The following is a 22,403-nucleotide window of genomic DNA, read 5'->3' on the forward strand; positions in this document are numbered from 1 at the left end:
CTCCATGCTCTAAGCCCTACGCTGATAAGATGCTCAAACAGCTTATATTGGTCTCCTTAATCATCTTCATTCCGCTGGCCACCCTGGTGCTGGCCGCGGTCTACCATTTCTCGCCGGCCTATCTGAACAACTCCTATTTCGGCGGGTTCCCGGCGCTGCTGACCGCCTTCAGCTCACTCTGCGCCATCTACTGCGTCTGCCTGATTGCCCTGGCCTTCTTTATCAACGACCGGAACAAGGCGCTCTCGGCCAAGAATCAGGCCGCGGCCAAAGGACACGAGGACCTGGCCCGGGAGAACAAGACCCTGTCCGCCAAGGTCGACCTGCTCTCGGCCACCCGCGAGATATCGCTCATCATCACCCACGAGGTCGACTTCCAGAAAATACTGGGCAAGTCCCTGGAAATCATCGCCCAGATGATAAATCCCAAGGAATCCGGGAGTGAAATCACCCTGTTCCTTAAAGACGAGATATCCGGCCGGCTCAGCCCCCAGGCCCAACGCAAAGGCGCGGCCATTGTCTTTGAGGATGATCTGTCAAACCAGCTTGACTGGCGCAATGTCAACGAATCACTGGAACACAGCCGGCTGTTCTTCTCGGCCGACGGCGAGATGCTGGACTTCACCATCCCGCTGGTGGCCGACCGGGACACGGTCGGGGTGTTAAAGGCCAAAATCCCGGCTGGCGCCGTGGCGTCATATGCGGAGTCGCAACCCCCGCCAGTTGGCGGGAATAAACTCCGTCCCGATAATTTCGGGGAGGATTACATCAAACACATGCAGGATAATTTAATGGAGTTAGCGCGTGTTTTAGCCCTGGCCGTCAAGACGCCGATGCTCTATAACCGGGCCATTACCGACGGCCTGACCGGTCTCTATACCAAACGCCACCTCTTCAACGAACTGCCGGTCTATATGGAAATCTCCCGCCGGCACGACACCAAGCTCTCCTTTGTCATGTTTGACATCGACCACTTCAAAAAGGTCAACGACACCTACGGGCACCTGACCGGCGACGCGGTGCTAAAAGGCGTATCCGAAACCCTCAAGGCAACCTTAAGGGCAACGTCCACCGCTTATCGGTATGGCGGAGAGGAAATCGCCATCATCCTGCCGCTCTCATCCAGGGACGACGCCAAGGTCTTTGCCGAACGCCTGCGCAAGAAGATAGAATCGCAGTCATTTGCTTCCCAGTCCGGACAGAAACTCAAGGTCACCATCAGCTTAGGCGCGGCCGAATACTCACCCAAAATGGCCGATTTCAAGGAACTCATCTCCCAGGCCGACACGGCCTTATATAGAGCTAAGCAAGGTGGCCGTAATCAGACCATAGTAATATAAGATTAAGGGCTCTGGCCGGCCCTTTGCAAAGTAAGGGTCGGGAGCACCCCGAAAGCTTTCGGGGAGCGCACTGGGCACTCGCAACTCGAGCTACTGCGAAGAGACCAGAAACAATGAACTATCAGCGAACTGCGAGACCACGAGCGAAGCGAAGTGAGCTAAGCAACCGGAGCGCACGGAAAAGTAAATACGCAGCGAAAGGGTGTCACCGGAGAAAACCCAAAGGCCGCAGCCGGGTGTCCCAGGATAATTAATTTCCTTGACTTTACCGGCTGAAAAAGTATACTAATCATATGCCTGACAAGAAAAAAACCGCCATATTAAAACTCAGACGGGATAATCCCGAGAAGGAACTCGATTTTGAGCTGGCCTACCAGCGTTCCCTGACCGTCCAGGAGCGGTTCCGGATGATGTTCCGCCGCTCCCGCACTATCGCCCGCACCTTATTAAAAAATGGATATATCAGACCTTTTGAAATCACTAAACGCACATAAAGTGCGCTATGTGGTCATCGGCGCCACTGCCTTTCCGGTCTATGGCTACTCGCGGGCCACCATGGATATCGATATTTTCATTAAGCCGACCCGGTCTAACGCCCAGGCCACGCTCCGGGCCCTGAAATCATTCGGCTACGATACCTCAGACCTGTCTCTGGCCGATATGCTGACCAAAAAAGTCCTGATCAGACAATATCTGGTGGAAACCGATATCCATCCCTTTGTCAAGGGGATTTCCTTTGAGCAGGTTTGGAAAAATCGGGTGGAGCATAAAATCGGCAAGACCACGGCCTGCTTTGCCGGATTAGATGATTTGATACAGATGAAGAAATCAGCCGGCCGGGCCAAAGACAAAGAAGACCTCAAGGTGCTCAAGAAACTAAAGACCAAGCCAATCTAATAATCATACCGCGGGGACACACACCAGCTAAACGCAAGGATAGAAAATACAGTATGCAGTATACAGGATAAAGCAATACCCCCTCACCCCGCAGCAGGATACCTAAACTATCCCTTAGTGGAGCCCCTCCCCTACCCCCTAAAACCGATATTTTACCCCTAAAATAGGGGGGGGGATACCCCCCCCCAGGTATCCCACCCTTACCCCCCGGTTATCCCTTCCCCCCCCCCTACTACATATCCCCCAGTAGGGTATTACATATCCCATAGAGGGGTATTGCATATCCCGTAGAGGAGTATTACACTAGTAATTGCAGGGTATTACACTACGGATTGAGGGGTAATTGATATCCCTCTTGAACGACAGGTTATCCCTAATGGGATAGATATCCGTAAATTTCTCCTTGACATAAGGGCGGGGTGCTGGATTGTGTCGCATAGAGCGTATAGTAAAAATGCGGAGTTCGTAAACTCAAAGTGCGAGTAAAAATCCCCCTCACCCGGCCCTCTCCCTCAAGGGGAGAGGGTTAGGGGGCAGGTATTCTTTGTGCCTTAGTGTCTTTTGAGCGCCATAAGCCCAGTGGGTCGGCACAATCGTCAACACCCACTAAGCGCACCGGGTACATGTTACGTTTAATCCGTATGTGGTCGGCCATATAACCTAACGTAAAGACGGAAGAACCAAGGAACGTAAGGACGAAGTACACAAATTACGTAGATGAACGCTGATGATTCTTTGTGTCTTAGTGGCGAAAGATTATTTCTTGTATTTTCCGACGCACAGGGTGGCATTATGCCCGCCGAAGCCGAAGGAGTTGGACAGGGCCGCGTTGACCTCCATCTTGCGCGACTGGTTGGGCACGTAGTCCAGGTCACAGTCCGGGTCCGGGGTCTCGTAATTGATGGTCGGATGGACGATGTTGTCCCGGATGCTCAGGACCACGGCCAGGAGTTCCACCGCGCCGGAGCCACCCAATAAATGGCCTAACATTGATTTGGTGGAGCTGATGGCCAGTTTCCGGGCGTGCGCGCCGAATAACTTCTTTATCGCCTTGGTCTCAGTCAGGTCGTTGTAAGCGGTCGAGGTGCCGTGGGCGTTGATATATGAAACCTGTTCGGGTTTGAGCCCGGCATCGTCCAAAGCCAGTTTCATGGTCATCATGGCGCCGTCGCCCTCGGGGTCAGGGGCGGTGATGTGATAGCCGTCGTCGTTCATGCCGAAGCCGAGCATCTCGGCGTGGATTCTGGCGCCGCGGGCTTGGGCGTGCTCCAGGGTTTCGAATATGAATACTCCGGACCCTTCACCCATGACGAATCCGTCCCGGTTCTTGTCAAAGGGCCGGGATGCTTTTTCCGGGACGTCGTTGCGGGTGGAGAGCGCTTTTAATGATGCGAATCCGGCCATGCCCAGGCCGGTAATGGCCGCCTCAGAGCCGCCGGTGATAATCATGTCAGCCAGTCCCATCTGGATAATCTTGAAGGCCACGCCGATGGCGTGGTTGGACGAGGCGCAGGCGCTGGCCACGGAGAAATTCGGGCCCTTGAGACCGTAGTGGATGGCCACCTGGCCGGACGCGGAATTCATCATGACCTTAGGGATGGTAAAGGGCGAGACCCGGGACGGCCCCTTTTGGATTAGCCTGGTCTGCTGTTCCCCGAACTCGACAAATCCACCCACCCCGGAGCCGATGATGCAGCCGACCCGGTGCGGGTTTTCCCTGGTAAAATCGACGCCCGCGTCCTTGACGGCCTGGATGGCCGCCACCAGTCCGAACTGGGCGAACCGGTCCAGGCGCTTGGCCTGGGGCACCGGGAAATAATTGTCCGTATTGAAATTCTTGACCTCGCAGGCGAAGTTGACGTCAAAGCCGGTGGTGTCAAAGGCCGTAATCTTGGCCGCGCCGCTTTTGCCGGCCAGCAGCGCCTGCCAGGTCTCCTCGGCCGTATGGCCCAGCGAAGTCACCCCGCCCAGGCCGGTGATAACAACCCTTTGCTTAGATTCGCTCCGCTCAATACAAGTTTGCATTTTACTCCACCCCGTTACAAATCGCACTAAAACAGATAAGGGGTATTCCCCGCTGTAACGCCGGAGAATACCCCTATATAATTTTATACCTTGGTAGCCAGGGCGCCTTCGATGTATTTTACCGCGTCGCCCACGGTCTGGATTTTCTCCGCCTCTTCATCCGGGATGGACAGGCCGAACGATTCTTCCATTTCCATAATCAGTTCCACCTGGTCCAGGGAATCGGCGCCTAAATCGTTGACGAATGACGTTCCGATCGAAACCTTTTCCTTGGCCACGCCCAACTGCTTGCAGATAATCTCCGTTACCTTGTCTTGTATTTCCTGCTTTGTTGGCATCTTCTCTCCTCCTTTTTCAGTTACAATAAGTAGATTCGCCTTGGCTCACTATAAACCGTTAATAACTGGTTTTTACGGGTCAACCCCGTTAGAGATAGGCCATCCCTTCGGGATGGCCGTGTATTACGTATTTTTCTTATAATACAAGTTGTCGCCTGATTTTGTCGTATAATTCCGATTACTAATAGCAATCATCTCTAACGGGGTCAAGGTTTTTGGCAAATTTTATATAAAAACGGGGTTGGCTTGATTATTCAATGACCATCAGGACGGTTTCGGTATCTACGACCTGGCCTTCTTTTACCTTTACTTCCTTGACCGTGCCAGCGGCGGGCGCGGGCATATCCATTTCCATCTTCATGGCTTCAAAGACGAGGAGGGACTGGTTTTCGGCCACCTGGGCGCCGACGGCCACGTTGATTTTCACGATCTTACCGCCGATCGGGGGTCTGACATCTGCCATATTCTGTTTACTCCTTATCCCGCCCTTGCCCCGTTAGAGGCGAACACAACCAAACAAATACCCTTATGCCTGACTTTAACGCCTCGCTAGCGAACGCTTCTAACGGGGTTTGCAGGATGATTGATTAACTGTATCTTAATAAGGTATCCCGGGCAAGTATTTTCGGTATTTATTTCCAAGCCGGGGATTCTATTTTTTACCGGCCATCAGGTCAACCCCGCACATAACAGACAGGACACCCCAAAATCCTGCTTTTTCCGCCCTGAATGCTTTTTATTGCGTGGTTTTCTAACACTATTTATGTGCGGGGTCAACATATTGCTCAATAATTTTTCCCACCATATGCCGGGCGTCGAAATTGGGGAAGATGAGTTTTTGGCCGTTCGCTCCCATCTGCCGGGCCTGGTCCGGGTTTTTCAGCAGGAAGATAATGGCCTGGGCCATCTGGTCCAGGGATTCCTTGGTCTGCTTGGCCGAGACCGGGGCCGGTATCAGGAATCCGGTTTGGGAGCTGATAACCAGTTCCCGGGCGCCGTCCACGTCGAATGACACCACCGGCTTGCCCAGTGAAAACGACTGCGGAATGGTCCGGGCCAGGCCTTCCCTTAATGACGGATGGACCAGAATGTCAATGGCCTGAATCATGGAGGGAATCCGGTCCGGCGGGACCAGCCCGGTGAAGACAAACCAATCCTCCAGTCCCCGGCCATTGATCTCCCTTTTTATCCGGCCGCTTAACGACCCGTCGCCCACGAACAGGAATTTCACCTCGGGCACGGCGCGGATAATCCGGACGGCGATTTGCAGGACATATTCGTGGCCCTTGAGCGGGAACAGCCGGGCAATCGTGCCGACCACCTTATGGCGGCTTTCCAATCCCAGCCGGCGCCGAACTGTTTCCTGGGACTCCGTCACCTTGAATTTATCCAGTTCCAGGGCGCTGTAGATGGTGGTGTATTTTTCGGGCGTGCCGATACCGGCCTTGAGCGACTGGGCGGTCATGGCGTCAGCCACGCTGATGAATTTGCTGGTCACCCAAGAAGCGGTCTTTTCCGCCAGGATGTAGAGGAAATTAACCAGCTTATTCTGGTAGGGATAAAACGACAGCCCGTGCAGGGTATGGACGATAATCTTGACGCCGGACAGGAATGCGGCCCAGCGGCCCAGGATGCCGGCCTTGGCGCTGTGGGTATGGACGATATCGGGCTTCAGGCGGCGCATCAGGATAAGCAGTTTGATAAAGGCGATGATTTCCAGGAAGGGATTGATATTCCGGCGCAGCTCCGGGACGATAATCAGTTCCACGCCGCTGTCCTTGACCCGCTTGATAAGCTCGCCCTCCGGGCCCAGGGCCGGGCCGGAAATCAGGACCACCTTGTATTCCGGGCGGGTCTGCAGACCCTCCACGGTCAGGATGGTGTTTTCCTGCGCGCCGCCCAGAATCAGCCGGGTGATGATGTGGACCACGGTTATCGGAGCATCTTTTTTTATCATTTACTATAACTTTATCGGTATTTTTGTATAATAACAAGAGTAATCGCAGTCAATTATTTGAGGGTTATTCCGTTATGCGTTCTATCAAACAACTGTCATTAAAGGAACTCAAGGCCTGGCTTAAGGATAACCAGGAGCCGGCCTATCGGGCCGAACAGATATTCCACTGGCTTTATTCGGATGGTGTGCGCGGTTTTGACGGAATGACCAACCTGTCCGCGCCCTTGCGGGAAAAACTGGCCGGGCAGTTTGACATCTCGCCGCTTAAATTGAGCAACAAACTGGTGTCATTTATCGATAACACCGAGAAATACCTGCTGGAACTGCCGGACGGCCGGACCATCGAGAGCGTGGTCATGCCATACCCAAGGCGCTGCACCATCTGCATCTCTACCCAGGTGGGTTGCCGGTTCCACTGCGTCTTCTGCGCCAGCGGAAAAAAGGGACTGATTCGCAATCTGGCCGTAGACGAGATACTGGAGCAGGTTGTTCTGGGCAAGCAGGAAGACCACCAGATTACCCACATCGTGTTCATGGGCATGGGCGAGCCGCTGGATAACCTGGATAATGTCATCAAGGCCATCGGGGTGTTTAATGACCCGAACGCCTTTAATATCGGGGCCCGCCGGATGACCATCTCGACCTGCGGAATTCCGTCCGGAATCCGGAAACTGATGAGCCTGCACCTGCAGGTGGAATTGTCGGTCTCGTTACACGCGGCCAACGATGCGCTGCGCTCCCGGCTGATGCCGATAAACAAGCAATACCCGCTGAAATCACTGATAAGGGAATTGAAGGAATATATCAAGCAGACCAACCGCCAGGTGACCTTTGAATATATCATGATCGACAAACTTAACTCATCCGATAAGGATGCGCTGGAGCTGGCCCGGCTGCTCAAGGGGATGGAATGCAAGGTTAACCTGATTCCGTTTAACACCACCAGCGCGGCCCGGGATTTTAAGCCGCCCATCGCATCGGAAATAAAGCGGTTTCAGAAGACCTTAGCGACCGAGGGCGTAAAGAATACCCTGCGCGATTCCCGGGGCGCGGATATCCAGGGCGCCTGCGGGCAATTGAGCTTGTCAACCAGATGATGAACCCCGCACATAAGCTTGTGCAGTAGCAGTGGTAACGGATTTGTGACAAGCGACTATTAGAAATATTTATTGAAAGCGTAAATTTATGAGCGGGGTAAAGATATTAGGCATCGATTACGGCAAGAAGCGCATCGGACTGGCTATCAGCGTGCCGGGCACCAGTTTCGCCGTGGGCTATAAGATTCTGGAGGTTGATCCGGCCGAACCGCCGGTTTCGGTGATAGAAAATATCCGGGAGATTGTCGGCAAGGAGCACATCTCAGCGCTGGTCATCGGGCTGCCCAAGCAATTTGACAATACGCTGGGCATCGCCGGCAAAGAGGTGATGCGCTTTGCCGATGAGGTTAAGAAAAATATTGCCGTTCCGGTGGTCATGTGGGATGAAAGACTGACCTCCAAGCAGGCCGAGGTGTTATTGCGGGATGTCAACATGTCGCATAAGGACAAGCGCGAGCAGGTTAATGTCACGGCGGCCCAGGTGATGCTTCAAAGCTACCTGGACGCCCAAGCCAGCCGGGTCCCGGCCGACGCACCCGAAGGGACCGCCCCGAAAGCATTCGGGGAACCCGAACCGAATGAAAAGGAACATGAGTCACCCCATTAGAAGTGACAATAGCGGAGAGAAAATGATGGCACAAAGATTTAAACCTGATATTACGGACACTTCTAACGGGGTAAACGATTACCAGCAGGTAAAAAAGAGTTATCAATCAGCTGATTTGGCCAACCGCTACGATAAAAAGCGGTTCAAGGAATCGGCCCGCAAGCAATTGCTCAACCGCCAGCTGATGACCGCCCTGACCGGCGTGTTAAATTACGCCGGAACAAACGGCTGCCGGATTGATTCGGTGCTGGACATGCCCTGCGGGACCGGCCGGGCGTTTTCCACGCTGCTGAATAAGGGCATCAGGTTTATCGGGGCGGATATCTCCCTGGAAATGATGCTCCAATCGCGGTCTATCCCGGACGCCAAGGATGCGCCGCTGGTCCAGTGCGACGGAGCCCGGATGCCGTTCAAGAACGGTAGTTTCGACGCCATCGCTTCCCTGCGTTTCCTAACCACGTTTATTCCGCAGGAGGCGCGGGCGCCGATTTTCCGGGAGATGAGCCGGGTCAGCCGGGGCTGGGTCATAATCGAGTGCCGGCACGAAAATATCCTGAGCATTGTGGGCGAATGGATATTCCAAAACATCCTGCGCCGGCCGCCCAGGTTCAATTATTTCTCGCGGGACGCCATCAAACAGGAGCTGGAACAAGCCGGGATAAAACTAGAAAAGGTTTACTGCCCTTACGGCTTGTCCTCAAACAAATGGCTGCTGCTCGGGCGGGTGATGCCCGGCTGCTGTAATAAAACATGAACGCCTTTAGCAATAAGATAAAATGGCGCCACGTGTTTATAAATAACGCCCTGCCCAAACAGTTCAAGATAAGCGCCATAGCCATCTTCGGCCTGTTAGTCTGCTACGCCCTGCTGCGCCTGGGGTTTTTCCTGGCCAATCGCGGGTTCTTTGTTGATGTCAGCGCCGGTGAAATTCTGTGGTCTTTTATCTACGGCCTGCGGTTTGACATCTCGGCTCTGCTGATGATTAACGGCGCGCTGTTATTATTGTATAACTTCCCGGGCAACCCGGCGGCGCGCTGGCCCTGGTTCAGATTGGGATTGCTTCTGCTTTTCTGGCTGGCCAATCTGGTATTTATCGGGCTTAACCTGTCCGATTACATCTATTTTCCGACCATCCAGCGCCGGCTGATGTCAGAAATCTACACCATCCTGCCGGACATTCTGCGCATGCTGCCTTCGACGCTCCTGGAATACTATTATATGGTCCTGTTGCTGCTGGCCGGCGGCGCCGGATTTGTATTCGCGAGTTTGTGGTTATTCCGAAAGGCGGATAAGTTATTTGCCTACAGCCCCAATATCTTAAAGGAAAGCGCCTGGCTGGTTGTGATAATATTGCTGCTGATGCTGGGAATCCGGGGCGGCCTGCAATCCCGGCCCATCCGCCCGGCCCACGCATTTTTTTCGGCCAACCGCAGCACCGGATACCTGACCCTGAATTCCTCTTTCACCATCTTAAGAAGCCTGACCCAGACCAACCTGCCCAGTTACAAACTCATGCCCGCAGACGAGGCGCTGAAGACCGTGCAGGCCATGCTCAAGGCCGATAACGAGCAGATACTCGACCCGCAATATCCGTTCCTGAGACAGCGGTCATCGGCCGGCCACCCCGGGAAACCCAATGTAGTGGTGTTTATTTTGGAGAGTTGGACAGCCGATTATTGCCAGAGCGTTTCCGGACAGTCAACAGCCATGCCGTTCTTCGACAGCCTGACTGACCAGGGCATGCTCTTCACCAATTTCCTGGCCAACGGCCAGCGTTCGATTATCGCCCAGACGTCAATCCTGACGTCCATTCCGGGGTTTTTCTCGACCAATCTGCGCGGGTCTAAAAAGGTCATGATCGGCTCGCAATCCGAGATGAACCGGTTTCTGGGTTTGGGAACCATTCTGATGAAAGAAGGCTACGCCACCTCGTTCCATCACGGAGCCAAGACCGGCTCGATGGGTTTTGACGCCTATTCCAGGCTGGCCGGATTTTCCAATTATTACGGCAAGGAGGATTACCCAAACCTGACCGCCAGCGCCACGGACGGCACCTGGGGCGTCTGGGATGAGGAATTTTTCCTGGATTCCCTGCGCCGGATGGACGGATTCAAAGAGCCGTTCTGTTCGGTGGTGTTCTCGCTGACCTCGCACGACCCGTTCCCGATTCCGGAGCGCCGGCAATCCCTGTTCAGCCAATATTCCAATGAAACCAAATTCCAGCGGGTGCTCCGCTATACCGATTATTCGCTCCAGCAATTCTTTAACGCGGCCCAAAATAAACCCTGGTTCAAGAATACGATATTTATCATCACCGGCGACCACACCAATTATTCCCGGCCCAATATCCTGCGTTCGTATTATCACGTCCCGCTCCTGATTTACGCGCCCGGTATTATCAAGCCCCAACGCTGTAACCAGATTGGCTCGCAGGTGGATATTCTGCCCACCATCCTGGACCTGTTGTCGATTCCCACCGTCCACGCCTCAATGGGCCGCTCGCTCCTGGACACAACCAAGACCCATTATGCCGTGATGACCGAAGGCGCGTATTGCGTTATATTTGACGACTGCTTTGTCCTGCTGGACGACCTGGAAAAGACCACCGGGCTGTTTGATTATCACGCCGACCCTTATCTTAAGGATAACCTGCTGACCCGGGATCCGGAAACGGCCCGGAAATTAAAGCATCATCTCTACGCCTATATCCAGGAGGTGACCTACGCCATAACCAATGATAAGGTCTGCCGGGACGAGGATATTAAAATCAATAAGCCGGAAGGAACCAAATGAAGAATAAAAGATTACTCTGGCTGGGCCTTTTAATATTTAACCTAATCGTTATTGCTTTTTTGCTGGCGGTAATTCACGTCCACTCTGACTATGCAAATACACCGCCTAATAATTTTATAGGGAACAACTCTTTTCATCAACCCATAAACTCAGGAGGCGGACATCCGTTTACATTCCTGGTCATCGGCGACAGCCGCGCCAAAAAGACCTCGGAACACCTGATAAAACTGGCCCGTGCCAAAGGTGAGCCGGCATTTATGGTTATGAACGGTGATTTTGTCTGGCGGCCGGGCATCTGGAACCACCGGTTCTTCCTGACCCGGATGCTCAACGTAATCAAGCCGTCCTTCCCGGTCTTCCTGGTCCCGGGTAATCATGAAATCAGCGATTATGGCAATCCGGGAGACCCGGGAATGGAAAACCCCGAACGCCAGGTAACAAGCCAGGTTTATGAGATGCTCTACGGACCGAGGAATCTTGATTTCGTTTATAACAACTGCCTGTTTATCATCTGCGACGGAAGCGACCGCAGCCCGGTGAATTATCTTGATTATCTCCGGGATGTCTTGTCCAAAAAGGCATTGGGGAAAAAATATATCTTCGTCTTTACCCACTACCCGCCCAAAGGACTGGATGCCGTCATCAAAAAGGCCTGCCTGCCTGACGAGCAGGAATTCTTCGCCCTGATGGAACAATACAAGGTCAATTACTGCTTCTTCGGCCACCATCACGGCTACTGGAAGGGCGAGCGTAACAGCACGACCTACATCATCAGCGGCGGCGGCGGCACCCGGCTGGAGCCGCATATCCCGGACAAGCTCCATCATATCCTGCGGATGACCGTCGGTCCAGACAAGATTAGCGAAGAGAAGATTACCAGCCCGGCCCAAAGCAATCTGGGAAACTGGTTCGGGGAAACCGCCTTTACTTATATTTTCCCGGTTATCGATACGAACGGCTGGGCGCTTTATATCATTCTGGTTGTTTTCATGCTTGATAGCGGGATGGCGTTTTTCCTGTTCCGCAGGGCCGCCCCAAAACCACGGCTGGACGGCCTCAAGTCACCCGAATAAATGAATTATCTGTTCAAAACCAATTTCGGCTGGTGCGGGATTTCTGCGGATGAAAATGTTATCCGAAGAATCGTCCTGCCTTCGCATAATAAGCGCCTGGTATTGCAGAGACTGAATAAACCCAATCGCGTCCATAAAAATAATTCCGGTCTGGCGCCGGCGATAACCGGGCTGCTTAAAGACCTGATCCGGTATTTTAATGGAGAAAAGGTTGACTTCAATAACCCGGCAAGATATATAAGCGGTTTAACCGATGCGAGTGATTTTGAAAGGGCGGTATATCAGACTTTAATATCAATTCCTTACGGCCGGGTGAGGTCTTACCAATGGGTGGCGCAACGGGCCGGGCATCCCAAGGCCGGCCGGGCCGTGGGCAATGCCCTGGCTAAAAATCCGCTGCCCATTATCATACCCTGCCACCGGGTGATTAAATCAGACGACTCGCTGGGCAATTTCTCCGCGCTGGGCGGAACCGGGCTGAAGAAAAAACTCCTGGAGCTGGAGAAGGCGTTCCCGCCCCGTCCCGACGGGATCCCTGCCGAGAAAGGAATTCGGGGTGACAAAGGAAAGGTATTAAGTTGCGTCATATGATAAAGAAAGAAGTCCTGGATATCCTGGCCTGTCCGCTCTGCAAGGCGGACGTGAAATTAGAGGGACTGACGCTGACCTGCGCCAATCCACAGTGCCTGTGCCGTTATCGGATAGAGGATGACATCCCGATAATGCTGATAGACGAGGCCGGACGCCCCTGCCCCAAGTGCGGCGCGCAGCGGGATTGGCTGGAAGAACAAAACCTGCTTAAATGCCCTAAGTGCGCTTGTGAATTAAGCGCTTCCTAAAATTATGGATAAACGAACTGTTTTATTTATTCTGCTCACGGTGGTTATCTGGTTTTTATATATCCAGTTCGTGGCGCCCCGGCCACAACCACCGGTTGTCACCAGAGAAATTACCGAAAATGATACGGTTACGGCGGCGGGCGAAATGACGCCAACCCGGAAAGCGCTCATCTCCGCCCCGGAAAAAACCGGGACCGCCTTCCGCCAACCCGCCAATATCGAGCCCAGGCAAAAGGTGCTGGAGAATAATTATATCAAAGTAACCCTTTCCAATAAAGGCGCGGCTATAGAATCCCTCGTCCTCAAACAATACAAGTCGGCCCGGCTGGCCCTGTCATCAGAATCTTCCGGCCAATTATCCCTTATAAATACAGCCTACCCTTCTAAATACGCCCTTTCCCTCAAACATCTAAATTCCACCGATGACCTCGAATCCGGGCTTTGGGAGGTGGTAACAGAAACCGCTTTTTCTGTAAAATTCCGTTATACGACACCGCAGGGACTAATTATTTATAAGTTATTTTCCCTGGATAAATACAATTATGCCCTGGATTTCTCAATCAATCTGGAAAATATTTCCGGCAGCCCCATTACCTCAACCCTGCTCATCCAGGGCGTGGACACCATGCCTCCAGAGTCATATAATGCAACGGATGTTACCGGATTATACTCCTATACCGACCCGCCGATTACGGATACCGTCCGGGGCGAAAAAACCGACCTGAACGCCGAAGACGGGCAGATCAAATGGTATCTGGAACAGCCCGCCCCGTCTACGATGAAAAAGGACATGAAGAAAAAGAACAGCACATCCTTTACTTTGGTCCGGGGGCAAGATAATGTTTACTGGACCGGTATTACCAACAAATATTTTTCCTCTATTCTCGTACCGGCATCCGTAGCCGACATCAGCATCTACGGTTTTAACGTCCGTGAATGCCCGGCCTTACCCAATAATTCCAGCCCATATTCAAACCTGGACTTCTATATCCAGACCCGGGATTTCGTCCTTAATCCCAAAGAAGCGAAGAATCTGGATTTCCTGTTTTATGCCGGCCCGAAAAAAGCATCTGATTTGGCCGTGTTTTCCCATCTGGGATTCGATAAATTGCTGTCCTACGGCTGGTTCGGGTTCATCAGCAAGCTTCTCCTTTTGATACTGGGCGGACTGTTCGGGCTCTTCAAGAATTACGGCATTGCGGTCATCTTCCTTACCATTGTGGTAAAGGTGCTTATGTTCCCGATTACTAAAAAGGGCCAGGTCTCCATGTATCACCTCCAGAAGCTCCAACCCCGCATCAAGGCCCTGCAGGAACAATATAAAAACGACAAGCGCAGGTTTGGCGAGGAGCAGCTGAAGCTGTTTAAGGAGTTTGGGGTTAATCCATTGAGCGGCTGCCTGCCCATGCTCCTTCAGATACCGGTCTTTATCGGCCTCTACTGGGCGCTGGCTCAGGCCATTGAATTGCGCCAGTCGCCCTTTATGCTCTGGATTACCGACCTGTCCCAGCCGGACCAGCTGTGCAAACTGCCGTTTCCGATTCTGGGCGCGCATTATCTCCACGTCCTGCCCCTGATTATGACCGTTTCCTGGCTGGTCCAGTCGCTCACCCAGCCCAAATCGCCCGACCCGCAGGCCCGTCAACAGCAGAAGATGTTCCTGTTCATGCCCCTGGTTTTTGGCATCATGTTCTATAGCGTCCCTTCGGGCCTGACCCTGTACTGGTTCACTAGCACGCTCCTGGGCATCGCGGAACAAATCCTGATTAAGAAATATTATTTCAGATAATAATTGGCAAGCGGATTAAGCGGATTTTTACCCGGTAATCCGCTTACGTGTTTATGGACGATACCATCATCGCCGTTTCCAGCCCGAGCGGGAATTCACTCAAAGGCATCATCCGCCTTTCCGGCAGCCGGGCATTCAGTCTGGTCCAAAGGGCTATCAATAAAAGGATCCTCTGGGAAAATATCTGGCGTTCTCTTGATGTCACCCTTAATATAAATCAATCAAAGATTCCGGCGACCCTGTTTCTGATGCCGGCGCCCCGCTCCTACACCCGCGAAGACGTGGTGGAAATCCATGTCCCGGGTTCAAGGATCCTACTGGAAATCCTGGTGGAATATTTTACCCGAAAAGGCGCCCGCCTGGCCCGGCCCGGCGAATTCACCCAACGCGCCTTTCTTAACGGACGGCTTAATCTAACCCAGGCCAAGGCGGTCTTGGATATCATCCACGCATCGTCCGAACAGGAACACCGCCTGGCCGTAAACCAACTGAATCAGTACGCCTTCCGCCATATTAAAGAAATAAACCAGCACCTGCTTGAACTGGCTTGCCAAATAGAGCTGACGCTTGATTTCTCTGACCAGGGGGTGGAAATCATCCCGCCCCAGCAGATAAAAACATCCCTCAAACGCATTATCGCCGACATAAATAAAATCCTGCAGGAATCCTCCGGCCGTTCCGCAGGTGCGGACGGAATCTCTCTGGTTCTGTGCGGCCGGCCCAATACCGGGAAATCCAGTTTATTCAACTGCCTGGTCAAGGATCGGAGGAATATCGTCTCGCCGGTTCCCGGCACCACCCATGATTATATAGAAGGTACGTTCTCTTACAGAAATACCGAATTTAGGATATTTGATACGGCTGGGATAGACAGGCCAACAGCCGAAACGCCACTTCCAATGAGACAAGCAGATATTTATTTGTTAGTCATTGACTCGTCTATCGGTGTAACCAAACAAGACCAGGCCACTCTCAAGCGCCTTAATCCATCCAAAACCATTTTGGTTGCTAATAAAACAGATTTATTCCCCAAGAATTCCACATTCCACATCCCGCATTCCGCATTTTATAAGTGTTCCGCCCGCACCGGCTCCGGCATTATTGCACTCAAAGACTCGCTCGTAAAAAAGATCAAAGCCGCGCCGCCCGAACGCGCATCCAGCCGGACGCTCATTAACCTGCGCCGGCAGGAAACCCTGGTCTCCTGTCTGAAATCACTAAACCAGGCATTGACCGGGGTAAACAACCTGACCTCTTACGAATTCGTTGCGCTGGACCTGAAGGACGCGCTGGAACGATTAAATATGGCGCTGGGAGATTTCGCTGCCGGAAAACACTTGGCGGCTGACGACATCCTAAACAACATCTTCTCCGGATTTTGTATCGGAAAATAATTCGGCGGGGTGTCTCCATAATTTGGGGCTTCATTCCACGGAGCTGATGTTGTATTTTTGGAGATTCGCCATCGCGGTCTCTGCGGAGTTTGAGATGTAAGCTGCGCGTGGTTGGGCACGGAGCATATTTATAAGAAAGCCAGGAAGGCCGGAGTTTCGCTGGGCGATCTCAGTAGGGTTTTTGGTTTCCCGGTTTCTTTATAGAAACTACTTTCCTTCCTTGGCCTTTTCAATCTCCTCCGCCGGCACGCCGAGTTGTTGTAAGGCGTCTTGGGCGGCCTGGCGCACGTATTCATTTTTGTGGGTAAGCAGTTTTTTAATGTCCGGAATCGCTTCTTGGGCGTCAAGTTCCCCCAGGGCGTCAACCGCATCCTGGATGACCGTAATTTCTTTGTCTTTTAATAACCGGGTTATATCCGGTATGGCGGCCCTAATTTCAAGCTGGCAGAGTATGGAGGTCGCGCAGCTGCGCACGTCCGAATTTTTATCTTTTAATAACCCGGTTACTTCTGAAATATCCCGGTCGGAAAGGTAATTAAATTTAACCAGCGTATTGGCCGCTTTATACCTGACTGTCATTTCCCGGTCTTTTAACATCAGGATGATATTGGGAATCGCCTCCCGGGCTTTGAGTTCATAAAGAATATTAATGACCTCAAGGCGCACCGCCGAATCTTCGTCGTTTAATAATCTGACCAGGTCCAGAATCAACTCCCGGGCCTTGAGCCGAATAATAGCCTGGGAGGCATAATAACGGTCTCCCATTTTCTTGCTTTTTAGCAATGTCAGGGCCTGCTTGGCGCTCAGGTTGGCCCGAGGGTCTTCCTGACGCTGCCTGGACCAGTTGAAAGTATCCCAGTTCTGGACCGGCTTTTTTGGTTGTTCATCCTCCAAATTAAATTCGGGAATCAGCATAAGTATCAGCAGTCCGAGCGCAAGAAGGAATATCTCAAACATCAGGGCCAGCACTCCGACAATCATCCAGGCGGAGAAGAAACCCCGTTCTTTTTTACCGGGTTGAACTACACGCCAATATGAATTGAGCGTTTGCTGGATCAGTATCATGGGAATGACATTGAGGATAAACAGAAAGCTTAAGTCAGTACCCAGAATCAGGGTTCCGACATAGTTTACTACGAGAATGTTGATAACAATTATCATTATTATGCACAGTCCCGGTGAATGGGTCTTCTGTATCTTGGCCATTTTGGCCATACTTTTGATATTGCTGAACTGCTCGGAAAGAAGTATCAAATTGTATATCGGAACTATCAGGCCGACGGTGCGCCAGCCCGGGCGGATGCGCGAATAAAGTTTGTGCGTCTTAATCTGCTTCCAGTTCCGGTAGCACCAATAAATAAAATAAAGTCCAAGAGTGGCGAGGTAGAATACCACCAGGTGCGAGATGGGCAGGACAGGGGAATATTGGTTGGCTTGGGCGTCCGGCCGGTAGGACGCGGCCAGCGGAGGCGCCTGAGTTACGGATTTCGCTTCTTCCATACTAACGGCTGTTTACCAAATCCGGCCGGGATTGTCAAGGTTACCGGGATGCGGGATAATTAAACATGATTGTTGATTTTCCCTGTTGTTATGCTATGCTCTGGCATATGCTAAATTTTTTTAAATCAGGGCTAGCTGAGCTGAACCGGGAGGGACTGTTGCGCAAACCAAGGGTGATTTCGGCCATTGACGGCACGCGGGTTAAGATAGACGGTAAATGGCTGGTTTCGTTCTGCTCCAATGATTATCTGGGCCTGGCCCAGCATCCAGCCTTGAAGCGAGCGATGATTGAGGCAACCAAAAAATTCGGGACCGGGGCCGGCGCGGCCCGCCTGTTGTCCGGAACCACCGCCCTGCACCAGGAACTGGAACAAAAGATTGCTAAGTTCAAGCATGTGGACGACGCCTTACTTTTTACCTCCGGCTATGCGACTAATTTGGGTGTGATTACCACGCTCATTAATAGGAATGATATAATTTTCTGCGATGAATTGAATCATGCCAGCTTGGTGGATTCAGCTCGTCTGACCAAGGCCCAGCTCCATATTTATCGCCATCGCGATATGGCGCATTTGGAGTCACTCTTGAAACGCGTATCACGCATCCCTCATCGCGCATCCCGTTATATTATTTCGGACGCTATCTTCAGCATGGACGGAGACGGCGCGCCGCTAAAGGAGATGGTCCGTCTGGCTAAAAAGTATAGGGCATATACACTTGTGGACGAGGCGCACGGCACCGGAGTCTTTGGCAAAACCGGACGGGGCTGGTGCGAAGAATTGGGGCTGGAAAAAAAGATAGCTGTTATCATCGGCACGGCCAGTAAGGCGCTGGGTTCGCTGGGTGGTTTTGTGGCCGGTCCGCAGGCTCTGATAGATTATATCCGGAACAAGTCCCGGCCGTTCATTTTCACCACGGCCCTGCCTCCGGGCACCTGCGCGGCGACTATTACAGCCCTGAAGATACTGCGCCAAGAACCAAACTTAAGAAAACGGCTCTGGGCCAATACGGATTATATCAAGTCGCGGCTGGAAGAAATGGAATTCAATCTCAGAGGCTCAGTTTCTTCGATTATCCCGATAATGATCGGCGATACGAAACAGACCGTGGTTATTTCCCAAATGCTTTGGAATAAAGGGTTTTATGTGCCGGCCATCCGACCGCCCACCGTGCCCCAGGGCCAGAGCCGGCTGCGCCTGACCATCACGGCCATGCATACCAGAGAACAAATGGATGGGCTGTTAAGAGAGCTAAGCAAAGCGTGACCACGAGCACCGAAGGGGCGGAACGCATTAGGACGCAGATTTTCGCAGATAAATACTGACAATAATTTACATCCTGAAAATCCTCTAAATCAGCGTGCATCCGCGTTCTATGCTGTTAAATTTGCGCACGGAAATGAGAAAGCCCCCCGCCCGGACGGGCGGGGGGCTTATGGGTTTGGGATTTACTTTGATACGCCGAAGTCGACTACTTCCATGACTACCTTGCCCGCCATTTCCTTGCGGACTTCGAAGCCCGGAACGTCGTCGCTGGTCCATGCCTTGACCAAGGTCGCGGCATTACCCATAGTGTATGTTTTTTCCAGACAGGTGCAATTTACCTTTTTACCTGCCACGTCGAGGGTTGCCGGTGTGCCCTGGTTTTTAGGCACCAGCACCGGTTGTAAGGACACTTCCTGGGTGGATTTCTTCTCCCATTTTTCGCCTTCCAGCTGGGAAATCTCTATGGTAGCCTTTTCCTTGGTGGCGTCCACTACGGTGTATTTCTGCTGGATTTCCTTTTGGTCTTCGGGGTTGAGAATTTTGTATTGAACCCAGGAACCTTTGCCGAATTTGGCCCAGGCGTTTTTGGGTTCGGTCACCTCTGCCAGAGTAGGCGTCTTGCCTTCCAGCCCGAAGTCAACCGCCTGCCAAACAACCTTGCCGCCCATCTCGCGCTGAACCAGTCCGCCCGGAATCTCGTCGCACATCCAAGCCTTCATGGTGGTGGATGTTTCGTTCATCTTGTAGGTCATATCCGCCACTTTGCAGGAAACCCCCTTGGCGCCGACCTTGACGGTTTCGGTGGTGCTGGGCTTGCTGGCCGGTTTGGCTAACGGGAACAGGGATACCTTTTCCATCCCAATCTTGTCCCATTTGTCGTTCACCTTTACGGCCGTAACGACAACCGCCTCGCCCCGCGCGATTTGATGGATGGATTGCCTGTATTCGTTGGCGCTGCCATCCATCGGATTAACCACCTGGTATTGAACCCAGGCCCCTTCGTTGAATCCGGCCCAGGGCGCTTTTACCTGGTTCGGTCCGGGCGTCAGTGTTATTTCACCCGGCATCTTGGCCGACTGGCAGCCGACAACCAGCAATGCGATAAACATGCTGAGTATAAGCCAGTTTTTCATTATTCTCACCCCCTTTCATCTTGACGGATTATACGCATAATACGCGACTAAATCAAGTATTTACGCAAAATTGTTGACTTTTCCTCCGTAACGAGTTATATTGCGGAAAAAGGAGAGTTATTATTATGCCTAAGATAAAAAACAATAAACGCAAGGAGTTGAGGTTTTCCATCCAGGATGGCAAGGCGCAGATGGAAAGTAACGGTGGCATTTTCGCCTTCCTGACCGGCGCGCCGGCGGCACTGCCCATTGTCAACCTGAGCACCACGGGCTTGCGGCTGCTGTCCAAGAAAAAAATGGCGGTGGGCGACAAGCTGTCGCTTAATATCATGATACCATTGCTTGGCGCCAAGCCGTTAAAACTGGCGGGTTCAGTGGCCTGGGTCAAGACCTTTGCCATATTCGACGAGTACATGGTCGGGGTCAAGTTCGCCGAGTTGAGAGGCGATACCCGTAAACGCCTGCAGAACCTGGCAGATTTCCTGGGCACCCGCATCCAACCAAATCGCACGATTGTCTTTAAGGAAATGAAAAAAAAGGCCAATTCCTGCGTGGTCTGCCAGTTCGCCGACAAGCAGCAGAAGGGTTCGCCTACTTTCAAGATAACATCAAGCATGCCCGGACTGTAGCCGGGGCATTCTGCTAGGATTGCTTAACAGCGCGTAGCCCAGCCATTCGGCGGGATAACTCACAAATAGCTTACTTCGTTCGTACTGCAAGTAATAAATCCACGCCTAATTCCCCGAAGAGCCGGTACAATTCAATCATCGGTAGGCCGAGGACGTTGTAAAAAGATCCTTGGACGTCATCGAAGATGAACGAGCCCGGACCTTCTATGGAAAAACCGCCGGCCTTGTCCAAGGGGCCGGCCACCCGCATAAACCTACCGGCCATGCCCGGGGTTATCTTTTTCACCTTTACTTTTGAGTCAACGACGGACTTAACCTCTTTTCCGGTAACGGCGTTTATGACACACAGCCCGGTATAGACGCCGATGGTCCGGCCGGAGAATTCCATAAGCAGGCGTCGGGCCTCGGCCTTATCGCGGGGCTTACCGATAAGTTTCCGGCCGGACTGTACAATAGTATCGGCGCCGATGACAAAACCCTTTTTGACCCGCCGGGCCACGGCCCGAGCCTTCAGACCGGCGTTAAACCTGGCGTTATATGCGGGTGTCCTTTTCCGGTCCATCACCTCTCGGGCGTTGCTGACCACGATTTTATGGGTGATGCCGCATTCGGCCAATATCTGCGAGCGCCGGGGCGATGCTGAGGCCAGAATAATCAGAGGCATCATACAATAATTATGTACAAGTTTATTGTTTACCAGGGATTTGTTTGATATTATAAATTACCTTGCGGATAAATCAACATTAATGAGAGGTTTGCCTGATGTCAGTAAACGAGTTTTACCGAGCGCTGCTGGATAACCTGAATGACGGGGTGTATTTTACTGATTCCAACCGGAAGATAACCTATTTCAACCGGGCCGCCGAGAAAATCACCGGCTATATGGGTTCGGAGGTGATCGGGTCCCATTGTTCCGATAATATTTTGGTCCACGTCAACAACAAAGGCGAAAACCTCTGTTCAGGCTGCTGCCCCCTGGCCGAGTCCATCAATCAAGGCACGATCAAAGAAGACAGAATTTTCCTGCATCATAAAGACGGGCATCGGGTTCCGGTGCTGGTCCGGATTGTCCCGCTCAAGGACACGCTGGGTAAAATTACCGGTGCGGCCGAAATATTCAGCGACATCTCGCCCAAGGCGGAACTGATGCAGCAAATTGATGAGTTACAGAAGCAGGCGCTGGTTGATCCGCTGACTGCGACCGGTAACCGGCGCTATGCGGATATCGACCTGCGAATAAAATTAGACCAGATGATCCGGTACGGCTGGAAATTCGGGGTCATCTTCGCCGACGTGGACTCGCTCAAAAAGATAAACGACCAATCCGGCCATGAAGCCGGCGACCGGGCATTGAAGATGGTGGCCCAGACGTTGTTAAACGGAGTCCGGGCTTCGGATCTGGTCTGCCGCTGGGGCGGAGACGAATTTATCGCCCTGATCACTAATGTCACACCGGAGTTGCTTTATGTCATGAGCGACCGACTCCGGGCCATGGTAGAACAGTCGTTTATCGCCACGAAATCAAATATCATCCGAACCACGGTGTCCATCGGCGCCACCCTGGCCCAGGCCGATGATACCCCGGAAACGCTGATTAAGCGGGCGGACCGCCTGCTCTACCTGAGCAAACAGGCTGGCCGGAACCACACCTCCACTGATTTGCTGGAAAAAGAGTCGCCGGCGGGCAGATAATAACCATGTTTTTGCGCAGACGAATTGTTATTGGG

The 22,403-nt window shown here is 52.5% G+C and carries 21 protein-coding genes and 1 pseudogene; 15 read left to right on the forward strand and 7 right to left on the reverse strand.

Annotated features, from left to right (window positions below; all coding sequences use genetic code 11):
• Positions 1-29: 29 nt before the first annotated feature.
• The 3 genes from HZA49_03415 (at position 30) to HZA49_03425 (ending at position 2,237) form a co-directional block, all read left to right on the forward strand.
• Positions 30-1,340 (forward strand): GGDEF domain-containing protein, encoded by a 1,311-nt coding sequence (locus tag HZA49_03415; protein MBI5778488.1) that lies wholly within the window; start codon positions 30-32, stop codon positions 1,338-1,340.
• Between the two features lie 293 nt (positions 1,341-1,633).
• Positions 1,634-1,834, forward strand: a complete 201-nt coding sequence (locus HZA49_03420; GenBank protein ID MBI5778489.1) for a hypothetical protein — start codon at positions 1,634-1,636, stop codon at positions 1,832-1,834.
• A complete protein-coding gene (locus HZA49_03425) occupies positions 1,812-2,237 on the forward strand; it encodes a nucleotidyltransferase (GenBank protein ID MBI5778490.1) in 426 nt (141 codons plus the stop codon). Before HZA49_03420 ends, HZA49_03425 begins: the two co-directional genes overlap by 23 nt.
• 756 nt (positions 2,238-2,993) lie before the next feature.
• Here HZA49_03425 and fabF read toward each other — a convergent pair.
• From fabF to HZA49_03445, 4 genes are all read right to left on the reverse strand, one after another.
• Positions 2,994-4,262, reverse strand: coding sequence for a beta-ketoacyl-ACP synthase II (gene fabF / locus HZA49_03430; protein MBI5778491.1), 1,269 nt, complete (start codon positions 4,260-4,262; stop codon positions 2,994-2,996).
• Positions 4,263-4,345: 83 nt separating this feature from the next.
• Positions 4,346-4,600 carry an acyl carrier protein gene (acpP, locus tag HZA49_03435; protein ID MBI5778492.1) on the reverse strand — a complete coding sequence of 85 codons (255 nt, stop codon included), beginning with the start codon at positions 4,598-4,600 and terminating at the stop codon, positions 4,346-4,348.
• Between the two features lie 250 nt (positions 4,601-4,850).
• Positions 4,851-5,063 carry an acetyl-CoA carboxylase biotin carboxyl carrier protein subunit gene (locus HZA49_03440; GenBank protein ID MBI5778493.1) on the reverse strand — a complete coding sequence of 71 codons (213 nt, stop codon included), beginning with the start codon at positions 5,061-5,063 and terminating at the stop codon, positions 4,851-4,853.
• 294 nt (positions 5,064-5,357) lie between these two features.
• Complete coding sequence (locus HZA49_03445) at positions 5,358-6,557, reverse strand: glycosyltransferase family 4 protein (GenBank protein MBI5778494.1); 1,200 nt, start codon at positions 6,555-6,557, stop codon at positions 5,358-5,360.
• Between the two features lie 74 nt (positions 6,558-6,631).
• On the opposite strand from HZA49_03445, the gene rlmN reads away from it, so the two are divergent.
• The 9 genes and pseudogenes from rlmN to mnmE all read left to right on the forward strand — a co-directional run bounded on the left by rlmN (position 6,632) and on the right by mnmE (position 16,149).
• On the forward strand, positions 6,632-7,654 hold the full coding sequence (rlmN, locus tag HZA49_03450) for a 23S rRNA (adenine(2503)-C(2))-methyltransferase RlmN (GenBank protein MBI5778495.1): 1,023 nt from the start codon (positions 6,632-6,634) through the stop codon (positions 7,652-7,654).
• Positions 7,655-7,742: 88 nt separating this feature from the next.
• Positions 7,743-8,261 (forward strand): Holliday junction resolvase RuvX, encoded by a 519-nt coding sequence (ruvX, locus tag HZA49_03455; protein MBI5778496.1) that lies wholly within the window; start codon positions 7,743-7,745, stop codon positions 8,259-8,261.
• 22 nt (positions 8,262-8,283) lie between these two features.
• Complete coding sequence (locus HZA49_03460; GenBank protein MBI5778497.1) at positions 8,284-9,015, forward strand: class I SAM-dependent methyltransferase; 732 nt, start codon at positions 8,284-8,286, stop codon at positions 9,013-9,015.
• Positions 9,012-11,054 carry a sulfatase-like hydrolase/transferase gene (locus tag HZA49_03465; GenBank protein MBI5778498.1) on the forward strand — a complete coding sequence of 681 codons (2,043 nt, stop codon included), beginning with the start codon at positions 9,012-9,014 and terminating at the stop codon, positions 11,052-11,054. The genes HZA49_03460 and HZA49_03465 overlap by 4 nt, the downstream gene beginning before the upstream one ends.
• Complete coding sequence (locus HZA49_03470) at positions 11,051-12,127, forward strand: metallophosphoesterase (GenBank protein MBI5778499.1); 1,077 nt, start codon at positions 11,051-11,053, stop codon at positions 12,125-12,127. Before HZA49_03465 ends, HZA49_03470 begins: the two co-directional genes overlap by 4 nt.
• Positions 12,128-12,718 (forward strand): methylated-DNA--[protein]-cysteine S-methyltransferase, encoded by a 591-nt coding sequence (locus tag HZA49_03475; protein ID MBI5778500.1) that lies wholly within the window; start codon positions 12,128-12,130, stop codon positions 12,716-12,718.
• Positions 12,715-12,867: pseudogene (locus HZA49_03480) on the forward strand (Trm112 family protein). Before HZA49_03475 ends, HZA49_03480 begins: the two are co-directional and overlap by 4 nt.
• A gap of 103 nt (positions 12,868-12,970) precedes the next feature.
• Complete coding sequence (gene yidC / locus HZA49_03485) at positions 12,971-14,755, forward strand: membrane protein insertase YidC (GenBank protein MBI5778501.1); 1,785 nt, start codon at positions 12,971-12,973, stop codon at positions 14,753-14,755.
• Positions 14,756-14,808: 53 nt separating this feature from the next.
• The gene (gene mnmE / locus HZA49_03490) at positions 14,809-16,149 is read left to right on the forward strand and encodes a tRNA uridine-5-carboxymethylaminomethyl(34) synthesis GTPase MnmE (protein ID MBI5778502.1); all 1,341 of its coding nucleotides are present in this window, start codon (positions 14,809-14,811) and stop codon (positions 16,147-16,149) included.
• A gap of 207 nt (positions 16,150-16,356) precedes the next feature.
• Here the strand turns inward: mnmE and HZA49_03495 are convergent, their stop codons facing one another.
• Positions 16,357-17,649, reverse strand: a complete 1,293-nt coding sequence (locus HZA49_03495; GenBank protein ID MBI5778503.1) for a HEAT repeat domain-containing protein — start codon at positions 17,647-17,649, stop codon at positions 16,357-16,359.
• A gap of 107 nt (positions 17,650-17,756) precedes the next feature.
• On the opposite strand from HZA49_03495, the gene bioF reads away from it, so the two are divergent.
• Positions 17,757-18,914 carry an 8-amino-7-oxononanoate synthase gene (gene bioF / locus HZA49_03500; protein MBI5778504.1) on the forward strand — a complete coding sequence of 386 codons (1,158 nt, stop codon included), beginning with the start codon at positions 17,757-17,759 and terminating at the stop codon, positions 18,912-18,914.
• Positions 18,915-19,096: 182 nt separating this feature from the next.
• Here the strand turns inward: bioF and HZA49_03505 are convergent, their stop codons facing one another.
• Positions 19,097-20,047: a hypothetical protein gene (locus tag HZA49_03505; GenBank protein MBI5778505.1), complete on the reverse strand. Its 951-nt coding sequence runs from the start codon at positions 20,045-20,047 to the stop codon at positions 19,097-19,099.
• A 125-nt stretch (positions 20,048-20,172) separates the two neighbouring features.
• Here HZA49_03505 and HZA49_03510 point away from each other — a divergent pair, with 125 nt between their 5' ends.
• Positions 20,173-20,676: a PilZ domain-containing protein gene (locus HZA49_03510; GenBank protein MBI5778506.1), complete on the forward strand. Its 504-nt coding sequence runs from the start codon at positions 20,173-20,175 to the stop codon at positions 20,674-20,676.
• Positions 20,677-20,746: 70 nt separating this feature from the next.
• On the opposite strand, the gene maf is transcribed toward HZA49_03510, so the two are convergent.
• Positions 20,747-21,343, reverse strand: coding sequence for a septum formation protein Maf (gene maf, locus HZA49_03515; GenBank protein ID MBI5778507.1), 597 nt, complete (start codon positions 21,341-21,343; stop codon positions 20,747-20,749).
• Between the two features lie 95 nt (positions 21,344-21,438).
• On the opposite strand from maf, the gene HZA49_03520 reads away from it, so the two are divergent.
• Positions 21,439-22,368 (forward strand): GGDEF domain-containing protein, encoded by a 930-nt coding sequence (locus HZA49_03520; GenBank protein MBI5778508.1) that lies wholly within the window; start codon positions 21,439-21,441, stop codon positions 22,366-22,368.
• Positions 22,369-22,403: the final 35 nt, after the last annotated feature.

The sequence above is a fragment of the Planctomycetota bacterium genome, from assembly GCA_016235865.1.
In the GTDB taxonomy this organism is placed as follows: domain Bacteria; phylum Planctomycetota; class MHYJ01; order JACQXL01; family JACQXL01; genus JACRIK01.

Coding starts and splice junctions, on each gene's coding strand:
- HZA49_03415 (MBI5778488.1), top strand. CDS start 30: ATGCTCAAACAGCTTATATTGGTCTCCTTAATCATCTTCATTCCGCTG.
- HZA49_03420 (MBI5778489.1), top strand. CDS start 1,634: ATGCCTGACAAGAAAAAAACCGCCATATTAAAACTCAGACGGGATAAT.
- fabF (MBI5778491.1), bottom strand. CDS start 4,262: ATGCAAACTTGTATTGAGCGGAGCGAATCTAAGCAAAGGGTTGTTATC.
- acpP (MBI5778492.1), bottom strand. CDS start 4,600: ATGCCAACAAAGCAGGAAATACAAGACAAGGTAACGGAGATTATCTGC.
- HZA49_03440 (MBI5778493.1), bottom strand. CDS start 5,063: ATGGCAGATGTCAGACCCCCGATCGGCGGTAAGATCGTGAAAATCAAC.
- HZA49_03445 (MBI5778494.1), bottom strand. CDS start 6,557: ATGATAAAAAAAGATGCTCCGATAACCGTGGTCCACATCATCACCCGG.
- rlmN (MBI5778495.1), top strand. CDS start 6,632: ATGCGTTCTATCAAACAACTGTCATTAAAGGAACTCAAGGCCTGGCTT.
- ruvX (MBI5778496.1), top strand. CDS start 7,743: ATGAGCGGGGTAAAGATATTAGGCATCGATTACGGCAAGAAGCGCATC.
- HZA49_03460 (MBI5778497.1), top strand. CDS start 8,284: ATGATGGCACAAAGATTTAAACCTGATATTACGGACACTTCTAACGGG.
- HZA49_03465 (MBI5778498.1), top strand. CDS start 9,012: ATGAACGCCTTTAGCAATAAGATAAAATGGCGCCACGTGTTTATAAAT.
- HZA49_03470 (MBI5778499.1), top strand. CDS start 11,051: ATGAAGAATAAAAGATTACTCTGGCTGGGCCTTTTAATATTTAACCTA.
- HZA49_03475 (MBI5778500.1), top strand. CDS start 12,128: ATGAATTATCTGTTCAAAACCAATTTCGGCTGGTGCGGGATTTCTGCG.
- yidC (MBI5778501.1), top strand. CDS start 12,971: ATGGATAAACGAACTGTTTTATTTATTCTGCTCACGGTGGTTATCTGG.
- mnmE (MBI5778502.1), top strand. CDS start 14,809: ATGGACGATACCATCATCGCCGTTTCCAGCCCGAGCGGGAATTCACTC.
- HZA49_03495 (MBI5778503.1), bottom strand. CDS start 17,649: ATGGAAGAAGCGAAATCCGTAACTCAGGCGCCTCCGCTGGCCGCGTCC.
- bioF (MBI5778504.1), top strand. CDS start 17,757: ATGCTAAATTTTTTTAAATCAGGGCTAGCTGAGCTGAACCGGGAGGGA.
- HZA49_03505 (MBI5778505.1), bottom strand. CDS start 20,047: ATGAAAAACTGGCTTATACTCAGCATGTTTATCGCATTGCTGGTTGTC.
- HZA49_03510 (MBI5778506.1), top strand. CDS start 20,173: ATGCCTAAGATAAAAAACAATAAACGCAAGGAGTTGAGGTTTTCCATC.
- maf (MBI5778507.1), bottom strand. CDS start 21,343: ATGATGCCTCTGATTATTCTGGCCTCAGCATCGCCCCGGCGCTCGCAG.
- HZA49_03520 (MBI5778508.1), top strand. CDS start 21,439: ATGTCAGTAAACGAGTTTTACCGAGCGCTGCTGGATAACCTGAATGAC.